The sequence below is a fragment of the Pseudomonas sp. MF09156 genome, from assembly GCF_059862305.1.
Genome location: NZ_JCBCUR010000010.1, coordinates 91,986 through 107,805, shown reverse-complemented (window position 1 = coordinate 107,805; position 15,820 = coordinate 91,986). Strand labels below are relative to the sequence as shown.

Genomic DNA, 15,820 nt, shown 5'->3' with positions numbered 1-15,820 from the left:
GCAGCGGGAATGGGGGCGGATCTGTTTAATTAAATGGATCTGTCCCCTTTTGTTCTTGCTGAACCCCGTCGCCCCGCACTAAGATGCGACAAATTCTCAAATGCATTCAGTTATCGCGCGGAGGCTTTTCGTGTCGTCGCCACCCACTCCTTCAGCTTCTCACGCCGATATCCGCGCGCTGTACATCGATCATCACGCCTGGTTGCTGGACTGGTTGCGCAAGCGACTGCGTCACGGCGACAACGCTGCCGACCTGGCCCAGGACACCTTTGTGCACATCCTCGGCAAGCCGCAGCGGTTGCAGGAGTTGCGTCAGCCACGGGCGTGGCTGAGCACAGTGGCCCATGGGTTGCTGGTGGATCGCGTGCGCCGCCAACGGGTCGAGCGGGCTTACCTGCAAGCCATTGCCCACCTGCCGGAAGCTGGGGTGCCGTCGCCGGAATCGCAACTGATTCTGTTGGAAACCCTGGTGCGCGTCGACGCCCTGCTCGATGGCCTGCGGCCCAAAGTGCGCATGGCCTTCCTGATGTCGCGGCTCGAAGGCCTCAGCTACAAGGACATCGCCGAGCGCCTGGCGATCAGCCTCAGCTCGGTGGAGAAGTACATGGCCACTGCCATTCGCCACTGCTACCTGGCGCAACGATGAGCGTTCCTGATGGCGTGCTCGATCAGGCGATCGGTTGGTTGGTGCGGATCGAATCCAGCGGCGCCACCCCCGAGGTCCTGGCAGCCTGCCAACGCTGGCGCCAGGCCGATGCGCTGCATGAAACCGCCTGGCAAGCGCTGCAAAAAATCGACACGCCCTTCCAGAGCCTGGCCGCGCTGCCCGGCAGCGTGGCACTGGACACGCTGGAGCGCCTGAACAGCGGGCAGCGCAGCCGGCGCCAAGCGCTCAAGCTGCTGGGCATGGGGCTGCTTGCCAGCGGCGTTACCGGCTGGTCGCTGCGCGACAGCACGCTGGTGCCCTGGGGCGCGGACTATGCCACTGGGGTCGGCGAACGACGCCAGTTCCTGCTGGCTGACGGCACCCGCCTGCAACTGAACACCGCCAGTACGGTGGATGTGCAATTCAGCGCCCAGCGCCGGCTGATCACCCTGCGGCGTGGCGAGATTTTCATCGACACCGGCAAGGACAGTGCCGCACCCGGCGGGCGCCGCAGCTTCTGGGTCAGCAGCCGGCATGCACAGCTGCAAGCCATCGGCACCGCCTTTGCGGTGCGTGACGAGCCGCATGGCACGCGCCTGCGGGTCGAGGACGGCGTGGTGGCCATTCATGGAAAAGGCGTGCCGATCCGGGTCGCTGCCGGTGAGCAATACCTGATTGATGCCAGCGGCAGCCACCGTGTCGAAGCCAGCCCCCTCAACGCCAGCGCCTGGACCCGTGGACAGTTGGTGGCCAAACGCATGCGCCTGCACGACCTGACCGCCGAACTGGCGCGTTATCGCCACGGCTGGTTGCACTGTGACCCGGCCGTCGCGCAGTTGGAGGTGTCGGGCGTGTTCCAGCTCGACGACATCGACCGTGCCTTGAGTGCCCTGGGTGATTCGCTGCCGGTGCGCATCGAGCGCTTCACCCCGCTTTGGACCCGTGTCCTCGCTCGTTAAGCCGGATGAGAAAAAATCGCAAAAACTTTTACGGGTTTTGCCAAGCCCTTCGACAGACAGGCAATACACCTCGTCATTCGAAAGGAGCTTACCGTTCATGTCCCACCCTTTGAATCCCCCCCGGCCCCTGCAACGCAGCGTTCTTGCGCTCACCCTCCAGAGCATTTTGCTGGGTGGCATGAGCAGCCTGGTGCTGGCCAGCTTTGCCGTGCAGGCCGAACAGGCCGATAGCCGCCACTACGACCTGGCCGCGGGGGCGCTGGAAGAGTCGCTCAACAGCTTCGCCCAGGTAGCCGGGATCACCCTGCCCTTTGACCCGGCCCTGGTGCAGGGCAAGCGCGCGCCGGCGCTGCGGGGTGACTTTGGGGTGCATGAGGGTCTGGACCGCCTGCTGGTTGACAGTGGTCTGGCCGTTACGCGCAATGCCAGCGGCAACTACCTGCTGATACCGCGCAGCCAAGCCACCGGCGCTGTTGAACTGGGCGCGACCACCGTCAGCGGCCTGGCCCTGGGCTCGACCACTGAAAACAGCGGTTCCTACACCACAGGGGCGATGCAGACTGCGACCAAGCTGCCGTTGTCCCTGCGCGAGACGCCGCAGTCGGTGACGGTGATCACCCGCCAGCGCATGGACGATCAGGGCATGCGCAGCCTTGACGATGTGGTCCAGGCCACGCCCGGGCTGCGCTTGTCGGCCTCGCGCCCGGCCAACAGCGAGTATTTCGCCCGTGGTTTCCCCATCACCAACCTGATGTTTGACGGCCTGCCCACCACTTACAACGCCGACTGGGTCGCCACTGCCGACCTGGCCCCCTACGACCGCGTCGAAGTGGTGCGCGGCGCCACCGGCATGATGCAGGGCGCCGGCAACCCGTCGGCCGCCATCAACATGGTACGCAAACGCCCCACCAAGGAATTCCAGGCCAGTATCAGTGGCAGTGCCGGCAGTTGGGACAACTACCGCAGCGAGCTGGATGTTTCCGGCCCGGTCAATGCCAGCGGCACGGTACGCGGGCGCTTTGTCGGCGCCTACAACGACAAGGACAGCTATCAGGATTACGCCGGGCGCGAACGCGGCGTGTTCTACGGCATCAGCGAGTTCGACCTGAGCGACAGCACGACCCTGACCGTGGGGGCGTCCGACCAGAACGACAATAACAACATCAACTGGGGCGGCTTGCCGGTGAACACCGACGGTAGCCACATGGGCTTCTCGCGCTCCAAGACCTTCGGCTATAGCTGGTCGCACCAGGACGTCGACAATAAGACGGTGTTCGTCGAACTGGACCAGCGCTTCGACAACGACTGGCGCCTGCACCTGGGCGCCTCGAAGAACTGGTCGGAGTTCAAGATGATGGGCGCCGTCCTCGAACGCAACAACGACGCTACCTACCGCCAGCGCGTCTTCAACCAGGGCCGTGATTTTGATCAGTCCACCTATGATTTTTTCGCCAGCGGACCTTTCTCGCTGCTAGGTCGCCAGCATGAATTGGTGGTGGGCGCCAGCAAGCGCCAGCTCAAGACCGAGGCCACCGGCGGCCACGTGTTCATCAGCGTGCCGGACATCAACGGCTTCAGCCCCAAGGGCCTGGCTAGACCGACCGTTCCGGACGTTTACTCCCTCAATGACAAAGTCGATCAGGAAGGTCTCTACCTGACCACCCGCTGGAACCTGGCCGACCCGCTGAAAGTCATTCTCGGCGCGCGCCTGGACTGGTACGACGCCACCTCGATCTATGACCAGACCAACGACCAGTACTACACCTCGGGCAAAACCCGGGAAGTGCGCCACGTCACCCGCTATGCCGGGGTTATCTATGACCTGGACGACAACCACTCGGTGTATGCCAGCTACACCGACATCTTCCAGCCCCAGACCGAGAAGAACGGTGAAGGTGCCGGAATCAAGCCGATCACCGGCGAAAACTACGAAGTGGGCATCAAGGGCGAGTACTTCGGCGGCGCGCTGAACGCCAGCGCTTCGCTGTTCCAGATCGACCAGCTCAACCGTGCGGCAGAAGTGGCCGACGCCAGTGTCTGCCGAGTGATCCCCGCCGGCAGCTACGGCTGCTATGAAGCCGCCGGCAAGGTGCGCAGCCAGGGACTGGAACTTGAGATCAACGGCGCCCTGACGCCCAATTGGCAAGTGGCTGCCGGCTATACCTTCGCCCAGGCCAAATACGAAAAGGATGCGGACAAGAGCAAGGAAGGCACCCTGTTCGACACCGACGTCCCGCGCCATATGTTCAAGGCCAATACCACCTACCATCTGCAAGGCGACATGAGCCAATGGCGCGTCGGTGCCAACCTCTATAGCCAGAGCGCAACGTTCAACAAAGGCAGCAACGTGTTTGGCAAGTTCCATATCGAACAGGATGCCTACGCCTTGGTCGGACTGATGGCGGGTTACCAGGTGAATAAACATCTGGATACCCAACTGAACATCAATAACGTCTTCGACAAAAAGTACTACCAGGGCATCGCCAGCAACTCGACCTGGAGCCCGTACGACGTGTTTGGTGACCCGCGTAACTTCACGGTAACGGCCAAATACTCCTTCTAAGCACCAGCAGGAGATTTCGCACAGACCCCAAGCTGGATTGCCTGCAATGGCGGTCTACCACGAACCACCGCCATCGCGGGCAAGCCCGCTCCTACAGGGGGCGCGGCAGGGTTGAGAATCTGCGCCACATCACCAATCAAATGTAGGAGCCGGCTTGCCGGCGATAGCGGTCTACCAGCCACCAGATACTGCGGCTGAACCACCGCCATCGCGGGCAAGCCCGCTCCTACAGAGGGTGCGGCAGGGCTGAGAATCTGCGCCACATCACCAATCAAATGTAGGAGCCGGCTTGCCGGCGATAGCGGTCTACCAGCCACCAGATACTGCGGCTGAACCACCGCCATCGCGGGCAAGCCCGCTCCTACAGGGGGCGCGGCAGGGCTGAGAATCTGCGCCACATCACCAATCAAATGTAGGAGCCGGCTTGCCGGCGATAGCGGTCTACCAGCCACCAGATACTGCGGCTGAACCACTGCCATCGCCGGCAAGCCCGCTCCCACAGGGGGCGCGGCAGGGTTGAAAATCTGCGCCACATCACCAATCAAATGTAGGAGCTGGCTTGCCGGCGATAGCGGTCTACCAGCCACCGGATGCTGCGGCTGAACCACTGCCATCGCCGGCAAGCCGGCTCCTACAGGGGGTGCGCGGCAGGGTTGAGAATCTGCGCCACATCACCAATCAAATGTAGGAGCTGGCTTGCCGGCGATTAGCGGTCTACCAGCCACCAGATACTGCGGCTGAACCACCGCCATCGCGGGCAAGCCCGCTCCTACAGGGGGTGCGCGGCAGGGCTGAGAATCTGCGCCACATCACCAATCAAATGTAGGAGCTGGCTTGCCGGCGATAGCGGTCTACCAGCCGCCATCAGCGCACATTGCGGTACAGCATCAACCGCGCGCTTTCATGCAGGCCCCGGGTCAGGTCGACCAGGCGTTGGAATTGCTCGGGGTTTTGCGCCGCTACATTATCCAGCGGGGTCAGGGAGCGCAGGTCATGCAGGGTCGGCGCGCTGCCGTCATGCTGCATCTGCAACAGATAATCCTGGGTGACCCCGCCGATCAGCGGGAAGGTACCTTCGCGCAAGACCAGCGGCACCACGCGTTCACCCTCCGGGGCAGGTTGCTGGATATCGCGTCCCATCGCCCCATTGTTGAACGCCACACCCACCATCCCGGCGACCGTCGGCAGCAGGTCGGCCAGCCCCACGGCTTGCTCTATCACCCGGGGCTTGAGCAGGCCCGGGGCGTGAATCAGCATCGGCACATGGTTGCTTTCCAGGCCTAACTGTTCGAAAGCCGGCGGCATATGGGGGATCTGGCTGATACGGGTGTTGTGGTCGCCAAAGAACACGAAAATCGTATTGTCGTAATAACCGCCCGCCTTGGCCATCTCCATCAGCTTGCCGATATTGAAGTCCAGCAGGCGTACTGCGTTGTACTGCTCGACGCTGCGCGAGCCGGCGGCTTGCACCTGGTCCAGGGACAGGTTGCTGCGCTTGAAACCGTCATTGTCCGGGGGAATGGTGAACGGGCGATGATTGCCCGAGGTCTGGACATAGGCAAAAAACGGCCGGCCCTGGGGCAGATCGCGCAGGATCCGGTCGCTTTCCTTGAACAGGTCCAGATCGGAGATGCCCCACACATCCACTCGCGGCGATTGCCAATCGCGTTCTTCATACAAGCGCACGCCATCGATACTTTGCTGGATCAACGCATTGATATTGGCCCACCCGGCGTTACCGCCAATCATGTACAGCTTCTGGTAATCGGTGAAAGCGTTGATCAGCGTGTGCTGGCGAGTGATCAGAGGGTGGCGGGTCGCCGTCTCCTGACGCGTGACATCCGGTACGCCCGTGATGCTCGCCCACACAGTCTTTGCGGTGCCGGTGACCGGCACATAGAAATGCTTGAAGAACCAGCTCTGGCTCGCCAGCCGGTCGAGGTTTGGCGTCGGGTCCAGAGGGTTGCCATAGGCGCCGACCGCACTGGTGCCAAGGGATTCAAGCATCACAAACATCACGTTCGGCGTGGTGCCAAGCCGGTACGGCTGCGCCTTTTGCTCACGCTCGAACGTCAGGCTTTGCGAGTCTGGGCGGTCCACGCCCAGGTAATGGGCAACCACCGGATAATGCTCGCGCACCTGCGGCTCATCGAACTGCGCCTGCCCGGCCTTGAGCGTGTCGTAGAAAAACAGCACCGGGTTCAAACCCAGTGCCGCGATCTTGCCGTTGCCGGAGAAAAACGCATCGCTCCAGCGCAGCGGCACCGGGTTTTGCAAGTTGAGGTTTTCGACTCGACCCAGCAGCGCCAACAGCACGGCGATCAAGCCCAGGCCGCTGCCGAACGCCAGTGAAGCGCGTTGAATGGCTCGCGGCGTACGCCCCAGTGTCCGGCGTTCGAGCCCCACGAACGCGCAGAACCACACACCCAGCACCAGCAGCCAGCCGAGGGCGATCCATAGTACCGGGTAGGTTTGCCACACCATCTGCTGCGAGATCTGTGCATCGTCCAGGTAACGCAGCACGCTGGCGTTAAGCCGCACCCCAAGGTAGGCGTAATGGCCAAAGTCGATGATGTACAGCCAACCGACGATACCCAGTGCCAGTAGCCAATAGCCCCGCGCCACTGCGCGCAACCCTGCGACGCGCACCAGGTTCCAGCGCGGTATCCATGCCAGCACCGCCAACGGCAACGCCAGCAGCACCGCCAGGCGCAGGTCGAAACGCAAGCCGATGCCCAGGGTGTCGAGCGCTTGTCGGTTGTCTGCTAACTGCGCAGGATCGAAGCCGGAAAACCCCAGCACAAACACCAGCCGCAGCCCTGCAAACAGCAAGAACGCCAGGCCTATCGCCCCTACGCCATAGCGCAGGCGCCGCGATTGCAACCACCCCATCATTGACCTCTATGTAATTTGACGCTCTTCAGGCAGAGCACGCCGCCCGCCACCAGGCAATAGCCCACCAGCAGCGGATCGATCAGGTAGTCCCAGTAGTTTTCCGACGCCTTCAGGCGTAATGCAAAGGCCAGTGTGCCGAGCGCCAGCATCCACACCGCCAACCCATTGCGTAGCCACAACAGCCCCAAGGCGAGCAGCGCGACAAGCACAATCATCGGCCTTGGGTTAAAGCCCCAGCGATAAGGGTCGAAGTACGTCAGGCCCATGGTGGCCGGGTACAACAGCGCCGCCAGCAGTCCAAACAGCAGCAGAATCTGGGCGTGCGCCCGAGGCGCTTGCGGCTCGACCAGCCCCAGCCGCACCAGGCTTGCCCCGCCCAACAGCACCAGGGTGCTGATTGCCAAATCGTCGGTAAAGCTGCGCACGTAGGCCGCCAGCGGCAGGTCATTGAGGGGGATGAAGCTGACCAACGCCAACCCGGGCAACAGCCACGGGCGCCAGGACTGCAGGCAACGCAGCGACCCGAGCAAGACAAAACCCAGGAGGATGAAGGTTAAATGGGCCTGCCACAGCATCACAGGCGCTCCGCCAGCCAGGCTTCATTGAAGCTGACATGCTTGATGAAGGTGTTATTCCATGAATAAACCAGGTGATACACGCCGTCCTGGCCACGGCTGAAATACGGGTATTCGTACTCGAAATCACAGCCCCGAGGCTTGCACACCCGGTAATCGAGGCTGCTCAGGAAACGTTGCTCCAACGGCAGGCGCCGCGCACCGCTGGAGGCCCGGAAGCCGGCGCCGATGATCGCCTTGTAGGCCTCGGGGGCGAAGGGTTGGCCGAGCGGATCCGGTGACTGGTCCAACTCGATCACATTGCGCCAGTCATTGAGGTCTGCGTCGGTGCCATACAGGCTGAGTTTGAAGCGCCCGTCTCGCAGATCGTTGAGCGCCACCAGCAGGCCGTTGCCGGCAGTACCGACTGCCGCCAGGGACGAGTTGGGGTTGGCCGGTTCCAGTGGGTACGGCTCACTCCAGGTCTGCCCGGCATCATCGGTGCGGCTGGCCAGCACGCGGTGATGGGTGTCGCCGGCATAACGCAGCATCGCCACGGCGCGCCTTTCATCCAGGGGCACAATGGTCGGCTGCAGCGAATGTTTGCCCCGGCTGATGCGAAATTTATCAATCACCGCGCCGTCCGCGCTCAGGTACAGGTACTCGGAAAACTTACCCATGAGTTCGTGATAGACCGGCAAGCCAATCGAGCCATCGGCATGAAACACCGGCGCGGCGCGGACCAGCGTGCTGACATTGAAAAACGGCGAGGTGATCAGTTGCCGCGGCGCCGACCAGTTGCGCCACAGGTCCTCGGAAACCATCACGTTGATCGCACTGGTGGCCCAGCCCCCGACAGACACCGACACATAGAACATCCACAGGCGCTGATCCGGCGCGAGGGCGATCACCGGGTTGCCCAGCTTGCGGATGTAGCGCCCGGTGCCATCACGGGTCGACTCACGGGTCGCCAACACCTGCTCGGCGCCCCACTCCGTGGTCTTGGCGTCGAACCGTGCGGTGCGGATCTGCACATCGGCGGCGCCTTCGCGCGAGCCGGCAAACCACACGGCCATCAAGTCGCCACCCGGCAGTGCGGTGACCGACGACGAATGCACAAAGTCATCCAACTGCGAGGACACGAACCGGCTGTTGTAGACCGGCTCGGCGCTGGCGGCCACAGGCACGGCAGGCCGTGCGAAAGGCGCCAGGACATGGGCCGGATGACTGCGCCAGGCCGCCCAGAAGACCAGGCATAGCGCCAGGCTGGCAACAATCAATTTCAAGCGAAAAGACAGCATGCGCATAGTGGACTCATGGCAAATGCAGGGTGGGGAGTAAACACAGGACAGCGGCGTCAGTGCGCGGCATCATCCGGCAACCGACGCCGGCGACCGGTCAGCATCGATAACGGCAAGTTGTCGCGTACCTGGATACTTTCAACTACCGCCGCTGCGATATGCAGGCAGACCAGCACCAGCAGGCCATCGACCGCGGTTTCATGCACCTGCAACGGCCAATCGGCGCCCCACAAGGCATCGACCTCCTCCATGGCCCAGCCGCTCAGGCCCGCCGTCAGCATCGCCAGCAGCATCAACAGCATTACCAGTGCGCCCAACGGCGAGTGCCCGAGGCGATGCTCCGGGCGCCTGGCGCGCAGGGCACGCACATGGGCGGCGAGCCTTGCCGGGGTCGGCCAGAAGTCCGCCCAGCGCGCACTGCGTGGCCCGACAAAACCCCACAGCAGCCGTACCAGCAGCCAGCCCATGGCGTAGTAGCCAAGCCAGACATGCCAGTCGTCACCGGCTTCAGTAAAGAAGTAGTTGGCGACAAAGACCCCGGCGATGGACAGGTGAAACAGCCTCACCAGCGGGTCCCACAGTGCTATGGAGTTGCCCGGCATCAGCCCTTGATCTCGGTCTTGACCGCTTTGCCGCTGACCGGATCGTGGTAGATCTCGACCTTGCGCTTGTCCTTGTCGAACCCGTAGATCTCGTAGCAGTTACCATCGGTGACCTTGAACTTGCTGATCTGGTAGCCCTGGGCCTTCAACTGCTCCTGGAACGCCTGCGGGTCTTGCCATTGCGAGCGTTCGGCAGTGGTGCATTGCGGGCCGGCAAGGGCCAGGGGGCTGGCGACAATCAGCGACAACAACAGAATTTTGCCCATGGAAACACTCTCGCTCGGTGAGGAAGGCCCCACTGTGCAAAACCAATCTTAACCAAGTCTTAGTTGGACATGAGTGGTTACATGTTTCTCGTCACCCGGGCTGCCACCACCGACTCGCCAGCGGCATGATGCCGCCGATATCACACCCGGGAACACACCATGCGCCTATTGTTGGTCGAAGATGATCGGGCCCTCGGCCAAGGCATCCGCGTCGCCCTGAGCAGCGAGGGCTATACCCTGGACTGGTTGCAGGACGGCGCCAGCGCGTTGCATGCGTTATGCAGCGAAAGCTTCGATTTGTTGCTGCTCGACCTCGGCCTGCCACGCCTCGACGGCCTGGCCCTGTTGCGCCAACTGCGCGACAAGCCACTGAACCTGCCGGTCTTGATCCTCACTGCCCGTGACGGCACCGCCGAACGGATTGCCGGCTTGGATGCCGGGGCTGACGACTACCTGGTCAAACCCTTCGATGTCGACGAACTCAAGGCACGCATCCGTGCCTTGCTGCGGCGCAGCCACGGGCGCGCGCAGCCACTGCTGGAGCATGCGGGCGTGTGCCTGGACCCGGTTGGCCAACAGGTCACCTGGCATGGCAACCCGGTGGTGGTGACGCCGATGGAGTACCAACTGCTCCACCAACTGTTGGCGCGCCCCGGCAACGTGGTGACCCGCGAGCGCCTGTCCCGCGCCTTGTATGGCTGGCAGGAAAAAGTCGAGAGCAACACCCTGGAAGTGCTGATCCATAACCTGCGCAAAAAACTTTCGACCGAGTTGATCCGCACGGTGCGCGGCGTCGGGTATGTGATGGAACTCAAGCCATGACCTCGATACGCACACGCATCCTGGTGCCGGTGCTGATCCTCGTCCTGTTGGGCGATGTGCTGATCAGTTGGCTGGTGCTGCGCGACAGCCACCACGAGATCGAAGAAGTGTATGACGCCCAGCTCGCGCAAAGTGCGCGCCTGCTGCAAGGCGTGCTGGCACAGCGCGCGCCGGGTGACAACGACTGGAACCGGCTCTACCAGGCCTTCGACGCCGCCATGAGCCGCGTGGGCGAAGATGGCGCGGCGCACCCTTACGAGACCCGCCTGACGTTCCAGGTATGGCGCAGTGACGGCCAGTTGCTGGTGCGCTCGGCAGAAGCCCCGGAACTGAAGGCACCACCCGCGACCCTCGGTTCCCACGACTTGGTGGAGAACGGTCATGACTGGTGCGCCTTCCTGCTCAAGGATCCGCAGCAAGGGCTGCTGATCTGGGTGGGCGAGCGGGATGACATCCGCCAGGACCTGATCCAGCGCATCGTCGGCCATACGCTGTGGCCCAGTGTGATTGGCGTGCCGCTGTTGGCCGCCTTGATCTGGCTGACCATCGGTTGGGGGTTGCAGCCGTTACGCGCAATGGCCCACACCATCCGTGGACGCAATACCGAAACCCTCAAGCCGCTCAACCTGCGCCCCCTGCCCCACGACCTGGAGCCCATGCAGACCGCGCTCAATCGCCTGTTGCAACAGATCGACAACCTGCTGGCGCGGGAGCGCCGTTTTATCGCCGATGCGGCCCACGAATTGCGCACGCCCCTGGCGATACTGCGGATCCATGCGCAAAACGTCCAGTTGGCCAGCACCCCACAACAACGGGAGGAAGCCCTGGAGTTCCTGGTCAGCGCCGTCGACCGCGCCACACGCATTGCCAGCCAGTTGCTGACCATGGCGCGTATCGAGCCGCGCCTGGCCAACCCCGATCGATGCGATGTGGAACTGACCGCGCTGGTGCGTGAGGAACTGGCCGAACTGACGCCCCTGGCGCTGGCAAAAGGTATCGAGTTGATCCTCGACAGCGACCACCACTGCCTGGTCAAGACCGACCCCGTCGCCCTGGCGATCGCCCTACAGAATCTGGTGACCAATGCGCTGAACTTCGCCCCACCCGGCAGCGAGGTCCGCGTGCAGGTGCAGCCGCAGGCGTCGGGGGCGGTGTACATCAGTGTCGAGGACGCCGGCCCGGGTATCGACGAAGGTCAATATGCGCGCCTGTTCGAGCGGTTCTACAGCCAGGGGCATGCCAATGGCGCCGGGCTGGGCCTGGCGATTGTGCAGATGATCGTCAGCAAGATCGGCAGCACCTTGCAGCTGTACAACCTGCCCCAGGGCGGGCTGTGCGCTGAACTGCGGATCAACGAGGGCGCGCCGCTTCAGAAAGGTTGAGCAGCCCGCGGGGCGGTTTTGACGTTTTTTTCATGTTTGCCCGCATAAGATCCCGCACCTCGTTGGGGAGTAGCCTGCTTGCGAGTCTTTCGCAAGCGTTCGTATCAACATTCTCGGCAACCTGCCGTGGTACGAACACCTTTTGGTTGGTGAGACCAGCGACACATCCATGCCTAAAGTCGGGCGTGTGGTTGTGTCGTTGACTCATAGCCCGACTGGAAGAGCGCCCGTGAATCCTGTTTCCCTCATTCTCCTGGCCCTGGCCATGTCCACCGACGCCTTTGCCGCCGCGATCGGCAAAGGCTCCAGCCTGCACAAACCACGCCTGTCGGAAGCGCTGCGTACCGGTTTGATTTTCGGCGTCATCGAAGCGATCACCCCGATTATCGGCTGGCTGATCGGCCAGGCCGCCACGCGCTGGGTGGCAGACTGGGACCACTGGATCGCCTTCACCTTGCTGGTGGTACTGGGCCTGCACATGATTTACAACGGCCTCAAGCACGAAGACGAGGCCGAAGAGAAAAGCGCCCAGCACTCCTTCCTGGTCCTTGCCGTCACCGCATTTGCCACCAGCATCGATGCCCTCGCGGTGGGCGTCGGCCTGGCGTTTGTCGATGTGAACATCTGGGTGGCCGCTGCCGCCATCGGCCTGGCGACCATGACCATGGTCACCATTGGTGTGATGCTCGGCCGGGTCCTCGGCACGATGTTCGGCAAACGTGCAGAGATCGTGGGCGGGGTCGTGCTGATGATAGTGGGTGCGACGATTTTGTATGAGCACCTGTCGGTCTAATCCTCCATCTATCCTATAGAAAGGGACCGACTGCCCCTTTCTATAGGTGACTTATAACAACTAGCCAACACTAAAATTACACTTTGGCAATATGAGCCACTTCAAACATCTTTTTCACATTTGCACATTCATGAGTCGTTAAAGTCAGCGCCATACAGACTCTTGAATACGTGTAACTCTCTCGATGACAGCCCCTGCGTCCCACAACACCTGCGCGCGACTACCTTGTTATTTAACAGTTGGAGTACTTGCCACCGGCGCTCACTACCTAACACTTTTGTTATTGTCGTTGGCGCTACCGACATTAATAGCGACTTTACTGGGCGGACTAATCGGCACCGCCGTAAGTTACCAAGGCAACAAACGCTGGACGTTCACACCCCCCCGCCCACCCGATACTTATCAATGGTTGCGCTTTTGCATCACGGCCCTCGCCTATAACGCGGCAAACCTGGGGCTGATGGCCTTGCTGCTGGCGCTCTGGCCCCGGCACCTATGGCTGATGCAAGGGCTGACCACCCTCGCCCTGACGTTGCTCACATACCGAATCAATCAGCACTGGAGCTTTCGCCATGAACCCATCAAGACCTGAGCGCCCTCTGCGCCCGCTGCTCAGTGTGGTTGTCTGCTGTTATAACGAAGCCAAGGTACTGCCACTCTTTCATAAACGATTAATGGCTGTGCTGGACACATTAACCATTCGCCATGAAGTGTTGTATGTAAACGACGGCAGTCGCGATGAAACACTGGCGCTGCTGGCGGGTTATTGCCGGGTGCCCGGGGTTCGCTGCCTGAACCTGAGCCGCAACTTCGGCAAGGAAGCGGCGATGGTCGCCGGTATTGATTATGCCGGTGGCAATGGGTTGTTATTTATTGACGCAGACCTGCAAGACCCACCCGAACTTATTCCATTAATGGTTCATCATTGGCTGACTGGCAGCGATATCGTCAATATGCAGCGCCGCACTCGACTGTCTGATACGTCAAGCAAACGGATCAGTGCCCATCTCTACTACAAACTGATGAACTTCCTGGCCGACAAGTTTGATGTGCCTGCCGACGTCAGCGACTTCCGTCTGATTGGCCCTGCGCCCCTGGCAGCGCTGCGATGCATGCCCGAGCGCACACGGTTCATGAAGGGCCTGATCAGTTGGCTGGGGTTCAATACCATCGAGCTGCCCTACGACCGTGAACCACGCAGCGCCGGCCTCAGCAAATGGGGGCCGCTGGCGCTGATCGACCTGGGTATCGAAGGTGTATTGGCCCTCTCGCGCAAGCCGTTGCGCTGGTTCAGCCTGCTCAGCCTGGTGATTTTCATCGCGACCCTGGTCCTGATCATCTATCAGGTGAGCGTCAATACCTTCAGTTCCCATCACGTGATCATGGGCATCGCCGCGTTCATCGCCCTGGGCATCGCGATGATCGGCGAATACCTGGGCGCGACGTTGAGCGAGGTCAGGCAGCGTCCCATCTACCTGCTCGACAGGCTGCTCGGCGAAACCCCCGAACGCCCGGAACACACCTGCCCCACACACCCTCGCGAACAAGAAAACCGCTGATGACTATGACGACCCGTACGCTATGGCTGCTATTGATCGCCATTTTGGGCCTGCGCCTGGCAAGCCTGGGGCTCTACCCGCTGATGGACACCTCAGAGGCCCGCTATGCAGAAATGGCGCGCAAGATGCTGGTACTCGGTAACTGGGTAACCCCGCTGTTCGAGGTGGATGTGCCGTTTTGGGGCAAGCCGCCGCTGTCGTTCTGGAGCCAGGCGCTGGCCATGCAGTGGCTGGGCATCAATGAATTCGCGATTCGTGTTCCGGCGTGGCTGTTTCATGTGGCCAGTTGCCTGATCATCATTCGTTTTGCCCGTGAGCAAGCGGATGAAAAAACCGCCGTGCTGGCGGCGATTATCTTTTCCAGCTCGACCCTCGGCCTGCTGTCAGCGGGGGTGGTGCTGACTGATCCGGCGCTGAGTTTCTCGGTCCTGCTGGCCACCTACGGCTTTTGGCGCGGCGTGGCACAAGGCGACCGGCGGTGGGCGCTGGCAGGATTCGCCGGCCTGGGTCTTGGCCTGTTGGCGAAGGGGCCATTGGCAGTGGTCTTGGTCGCCATTCCCGCGTTCGCCTGGACCGTTGGTTATCGCCAGTGGCGCGCTTTTTTGCGCTTGCCCTGGCTCACCGGCGTTTTGCTGATGCTGCTGATCGCCGTGCCCTGGTACCTGCTTGCCGAACAACGCACCCCCGGCTTTCTTGATTACTTCCTCATGGGCGAGCATTGGAAGCGCTATGTCGTCAGCGATTGGGCCGGCGACTTGTACGGCAGCGCCCATGCCCGGCCAATCGGTGCCATCTGGCTGGATCTGCTGCTGGCGTTTTTCCCGTGGACCCTGCTGCTACCCGCGCTCTACATTGGCTTTCGCCGCTCGGTGCTGTCGGGACGCTACTACGCGTTCATCACCCTGTGGGCCCTGGCAACCCCGGCCTTTTTCACGTTCTCCGGCAATATCCTGTGGACTTACCTGTTGCCGGCCCTACCGGCCTGGAGCCTGTTACTGGCAGGCGCGCTCAATCAGGCGCGCTGGAGCACCGGGAAAATAGTCACTGGACTGATGCTGGCACTGCTCTTGCCTGTATGGCTGCCGATTGCCGCAATCGATGGCCGTGCCTTTGATCGGCCCAACAACCAGCGCGACCTCGCCTACGCCTGGCAGCAACTGCAAGCCAGCGCGCCGGGAAGCCTTTACTACTGGGGCCGCCGCTCCTATTCGGGAGAGTTCTACACAAAGGGCCAGGCGCGCCAGATCGACGACTTGAGCAGCCTGCCCGATGACCGGACGTTCTACATCGCCCGCCGCGAACGTGACCTCAAGCGCGGTCTCCAGGGGTTGCAGCCGTTGAACTGCGTCGAACAACTGCGGGCCAGCCAGAGTGTGTTGTTTCGGTGCGGCACAGAATCTGTAAATGCCATACAAAATGTACCAAGCAGTTAATTAGCTTGCTATCATTACTCCCCTGGACCATCACCCTCGGGTTTT

14 protein-coding genes and 1 riboswitch are annotated in these 15,820 nt (G+C 61.8%); of the genes, 9 read left to right on the top strand and 5 right to left on the bottom strand.

Annotated elements, in window-relative coordinates; genetic code table 11:
* Positions 1 to 130: 130 nt before the first annotated feature.
* The 3 genes from AC19YY_RS20775 (at position 131) to AC19YY_RS20765 (ending at position 4,168) form a co-directional block, all read left to right on the top strand.
* Positions 131 to 646, top strand: a complete 516-nt coding sequence (locus tag AC19YY_RS20775) for a sigma-70 family RNA polymerase sigma factor (protein ID WP_500604781.1) — start codon at positions 131 to 133, stop codon at positions 644 to 646.
* Entirely contained in the window at positions 643 to 1,605 is a 963-nt protein-coding gene (locus AC19YY_RS20770) for a FecR domain-containing protein (RefSeq protein WP_500604780.1), read from the top strand. The genes AC19YY_RS20775 and AC19YY_RS20770 overlap by 4 nt, the downstream gene beginning before the upstream one ends.
* A 97-nt stretch (positions 1,606 to 1,702) precedes the next feature.
* Complete coding sequence (locus AC19YY_RS20765) at positions 1,703 to 4,168, top strand: TonB-dependent siderophore receptor (RefSeq protein ID WP_500604779.1); 2,466 nt, start codon at positions 1,703 to 1,705, stop codon at positions 4,166 to 4,168.
* Positions 4,169 to 5,032: 864 nt separating this feature from the next.
* Here the strand turns inward: AC19YY_RS20765 and AC19YY_RS20760 are convergent.
* From AC19YY_RS20760 to AC19YY_RS20740, 5 genes are read right to left on the bottom strand one after another with little or no spacing between them, the layout of a single operon-like run.
* On the bottom strand, positions 5,033 to 7,060 hold the full coding sequence (locus AC19YY_RS20760) for an LTA synthase family protein (protein ID WP_500604778.1): 2,028 nt from the start codon (positions 7,058 to 7,060) through the stop codon (positions 5,033 to 5,035).
* Positions 7,060 to 7,638: a hypothetical protein gene (locus AC19YY_RS20755; RefSeq protein ID WP_500604777.1), complete on the bottom strand. Its 579-nt coding sequence runs from the start codon at positions 7,636 to 7,638 to the stop codon at positions 7,060 to 7,062. The genes AC19YY_RS20760 and AC19YY_RS20755 overlap by 1 nt, the downstream gene beginning before the upstream one ends.
* Positions 7,638 to 8,924, bottom strand: coding sequence for a sialidase family protein (locus AC19YY_RS20750; RefSeq protein WP_500604776.1), 1,287 nt, complete (start codon positions 8,922 to 8,924; stop codon positions 7,638 to 7,640). The genes AC19YY_RS20755 and AC19YY_RS20750 overlap by 1 nt, the downstream gene beginning before the upstream one ends.
* A gap of 50 nt (positions 8,925 to 8,974) precedes the next feature.
* Complete coding sequence (locus AC19YY_RS20745; RefSeq protein WP_500604775.1) at positions 8,975 to 9,520, bottom strand: cytochrome b/b6 domain-containing protein; 546 nt, start codon at positions 9,518 to 9,520, stop codon at positions 8,975 to 8,977.
* A complete protein-coding gene (locus AC19YY_RS20740; RefSeq protein WP_170057383.1) occupies positions 9,520 to 9,786 on the bottom strand; it encodes a PepSY domain-containing protein in 267 nt (88 codons plus the stop codon). Before AC19YY_RS20740 ends, AC19YY_RS20745 begins: the two co-directional genes overlap by 1 nt.
* 159 nt (positions 9,787 to 9,945) lie before the next feature.
* On the opposite strand from AC19YY_RS20740, the gene AC19YY_RS20735 reads away from it, so the two are divergent.
* The 6 genes from AC19YY_RS20735 (at position 9,946) to AC19YY_RS20710 (ending at position 15,775) form a co-directional block, all read left to right on the top strand.
* Positions 9,946 to 10,608 carry a response regulator gene (locus tag AC19YY_RS20735; RefSeq protein WP_170057384.1) on the top strand — a complete coding sequence of 221 codons (663 nt, stop codon included), beginning with the start codon at positions 9,946 to 9,948 and terminating at the stop codon, positions 10,606 to 10,608.
* Positions 10,605 to 11,990, top strand: a complete 1,386-nt coding sequence (locus AC19YY_RS20730; RefSeq protein WP_500604774.1) for a sensor histidine kinase — start codon at positions 10,605 to 10,607, stop codon at positions 11,988 to 11,990. The genes AC19YY_RS20735 and AC19YY_RS20730 overlap by 4 nt, the downstream gene beginning before the upstream one ends.
* A gap of 52 nt (positions 11,991 to 12,042) precedes the next feature.
* Positions 12,043 to 12,215, top strand: a riboswitch (yybP-ykoY riboswitch).
* A 4-nt stretch (positions 12,216 to 12,219) separates the two neighbouring features.
* Complete coding sequence (gene mntP / locus AC19YY_RS20725) at positions 12,220 to 12,783, top strand: manganese efflux pump MntP (protein ID WP_170041471.1); 564 nt, start codon at positions 12,220 to 12,222, stop codon at positions 12,781 to 12,783.
* A gap of 184 nt (positions 12,784 to 12,967) precedes the next feature.
* Complete coding sequence (locus tag AC19YY_RS20720) at positions 12,968 to 13,375, top strand: GtrA family protein (protein WP_500604773.1); 408 nt, start codon at positions 12,968 to 12,970, stop codon at positions 13,373 to 13,375.
* Positions 13,356 to 14,342, top strand: coding sequence for a glycosyltransferase family 2 protein (locus tag AC19YY_RS20715; RefSeq protein WP_262381004.1), 987 nt, complete (start codon positions 13,356 to 13,358; stop codon positions 14,340 to 14,342). Before AC19YY_RS20720 ends, AC19YY_RS20715 begins: the two co-directional genes overlap by 20 nt.
* Entirely contained in the window at positions 14,342 to 15,775 is a 1,434-nt protein-coding gene (locus AC19YY_RS20710; protein WP_500604772.1) for an ArnT family glycosyltransferase, read from the top strand. The genes AC19YY_RS20715 and AC19YY_RS20710 overlap by 1 nt, the downstream gene beginning before the upstream one ends.
* The last annotated feature ends 45 nt before the right edge of the window (positions 15,776 to 15,820 follow it).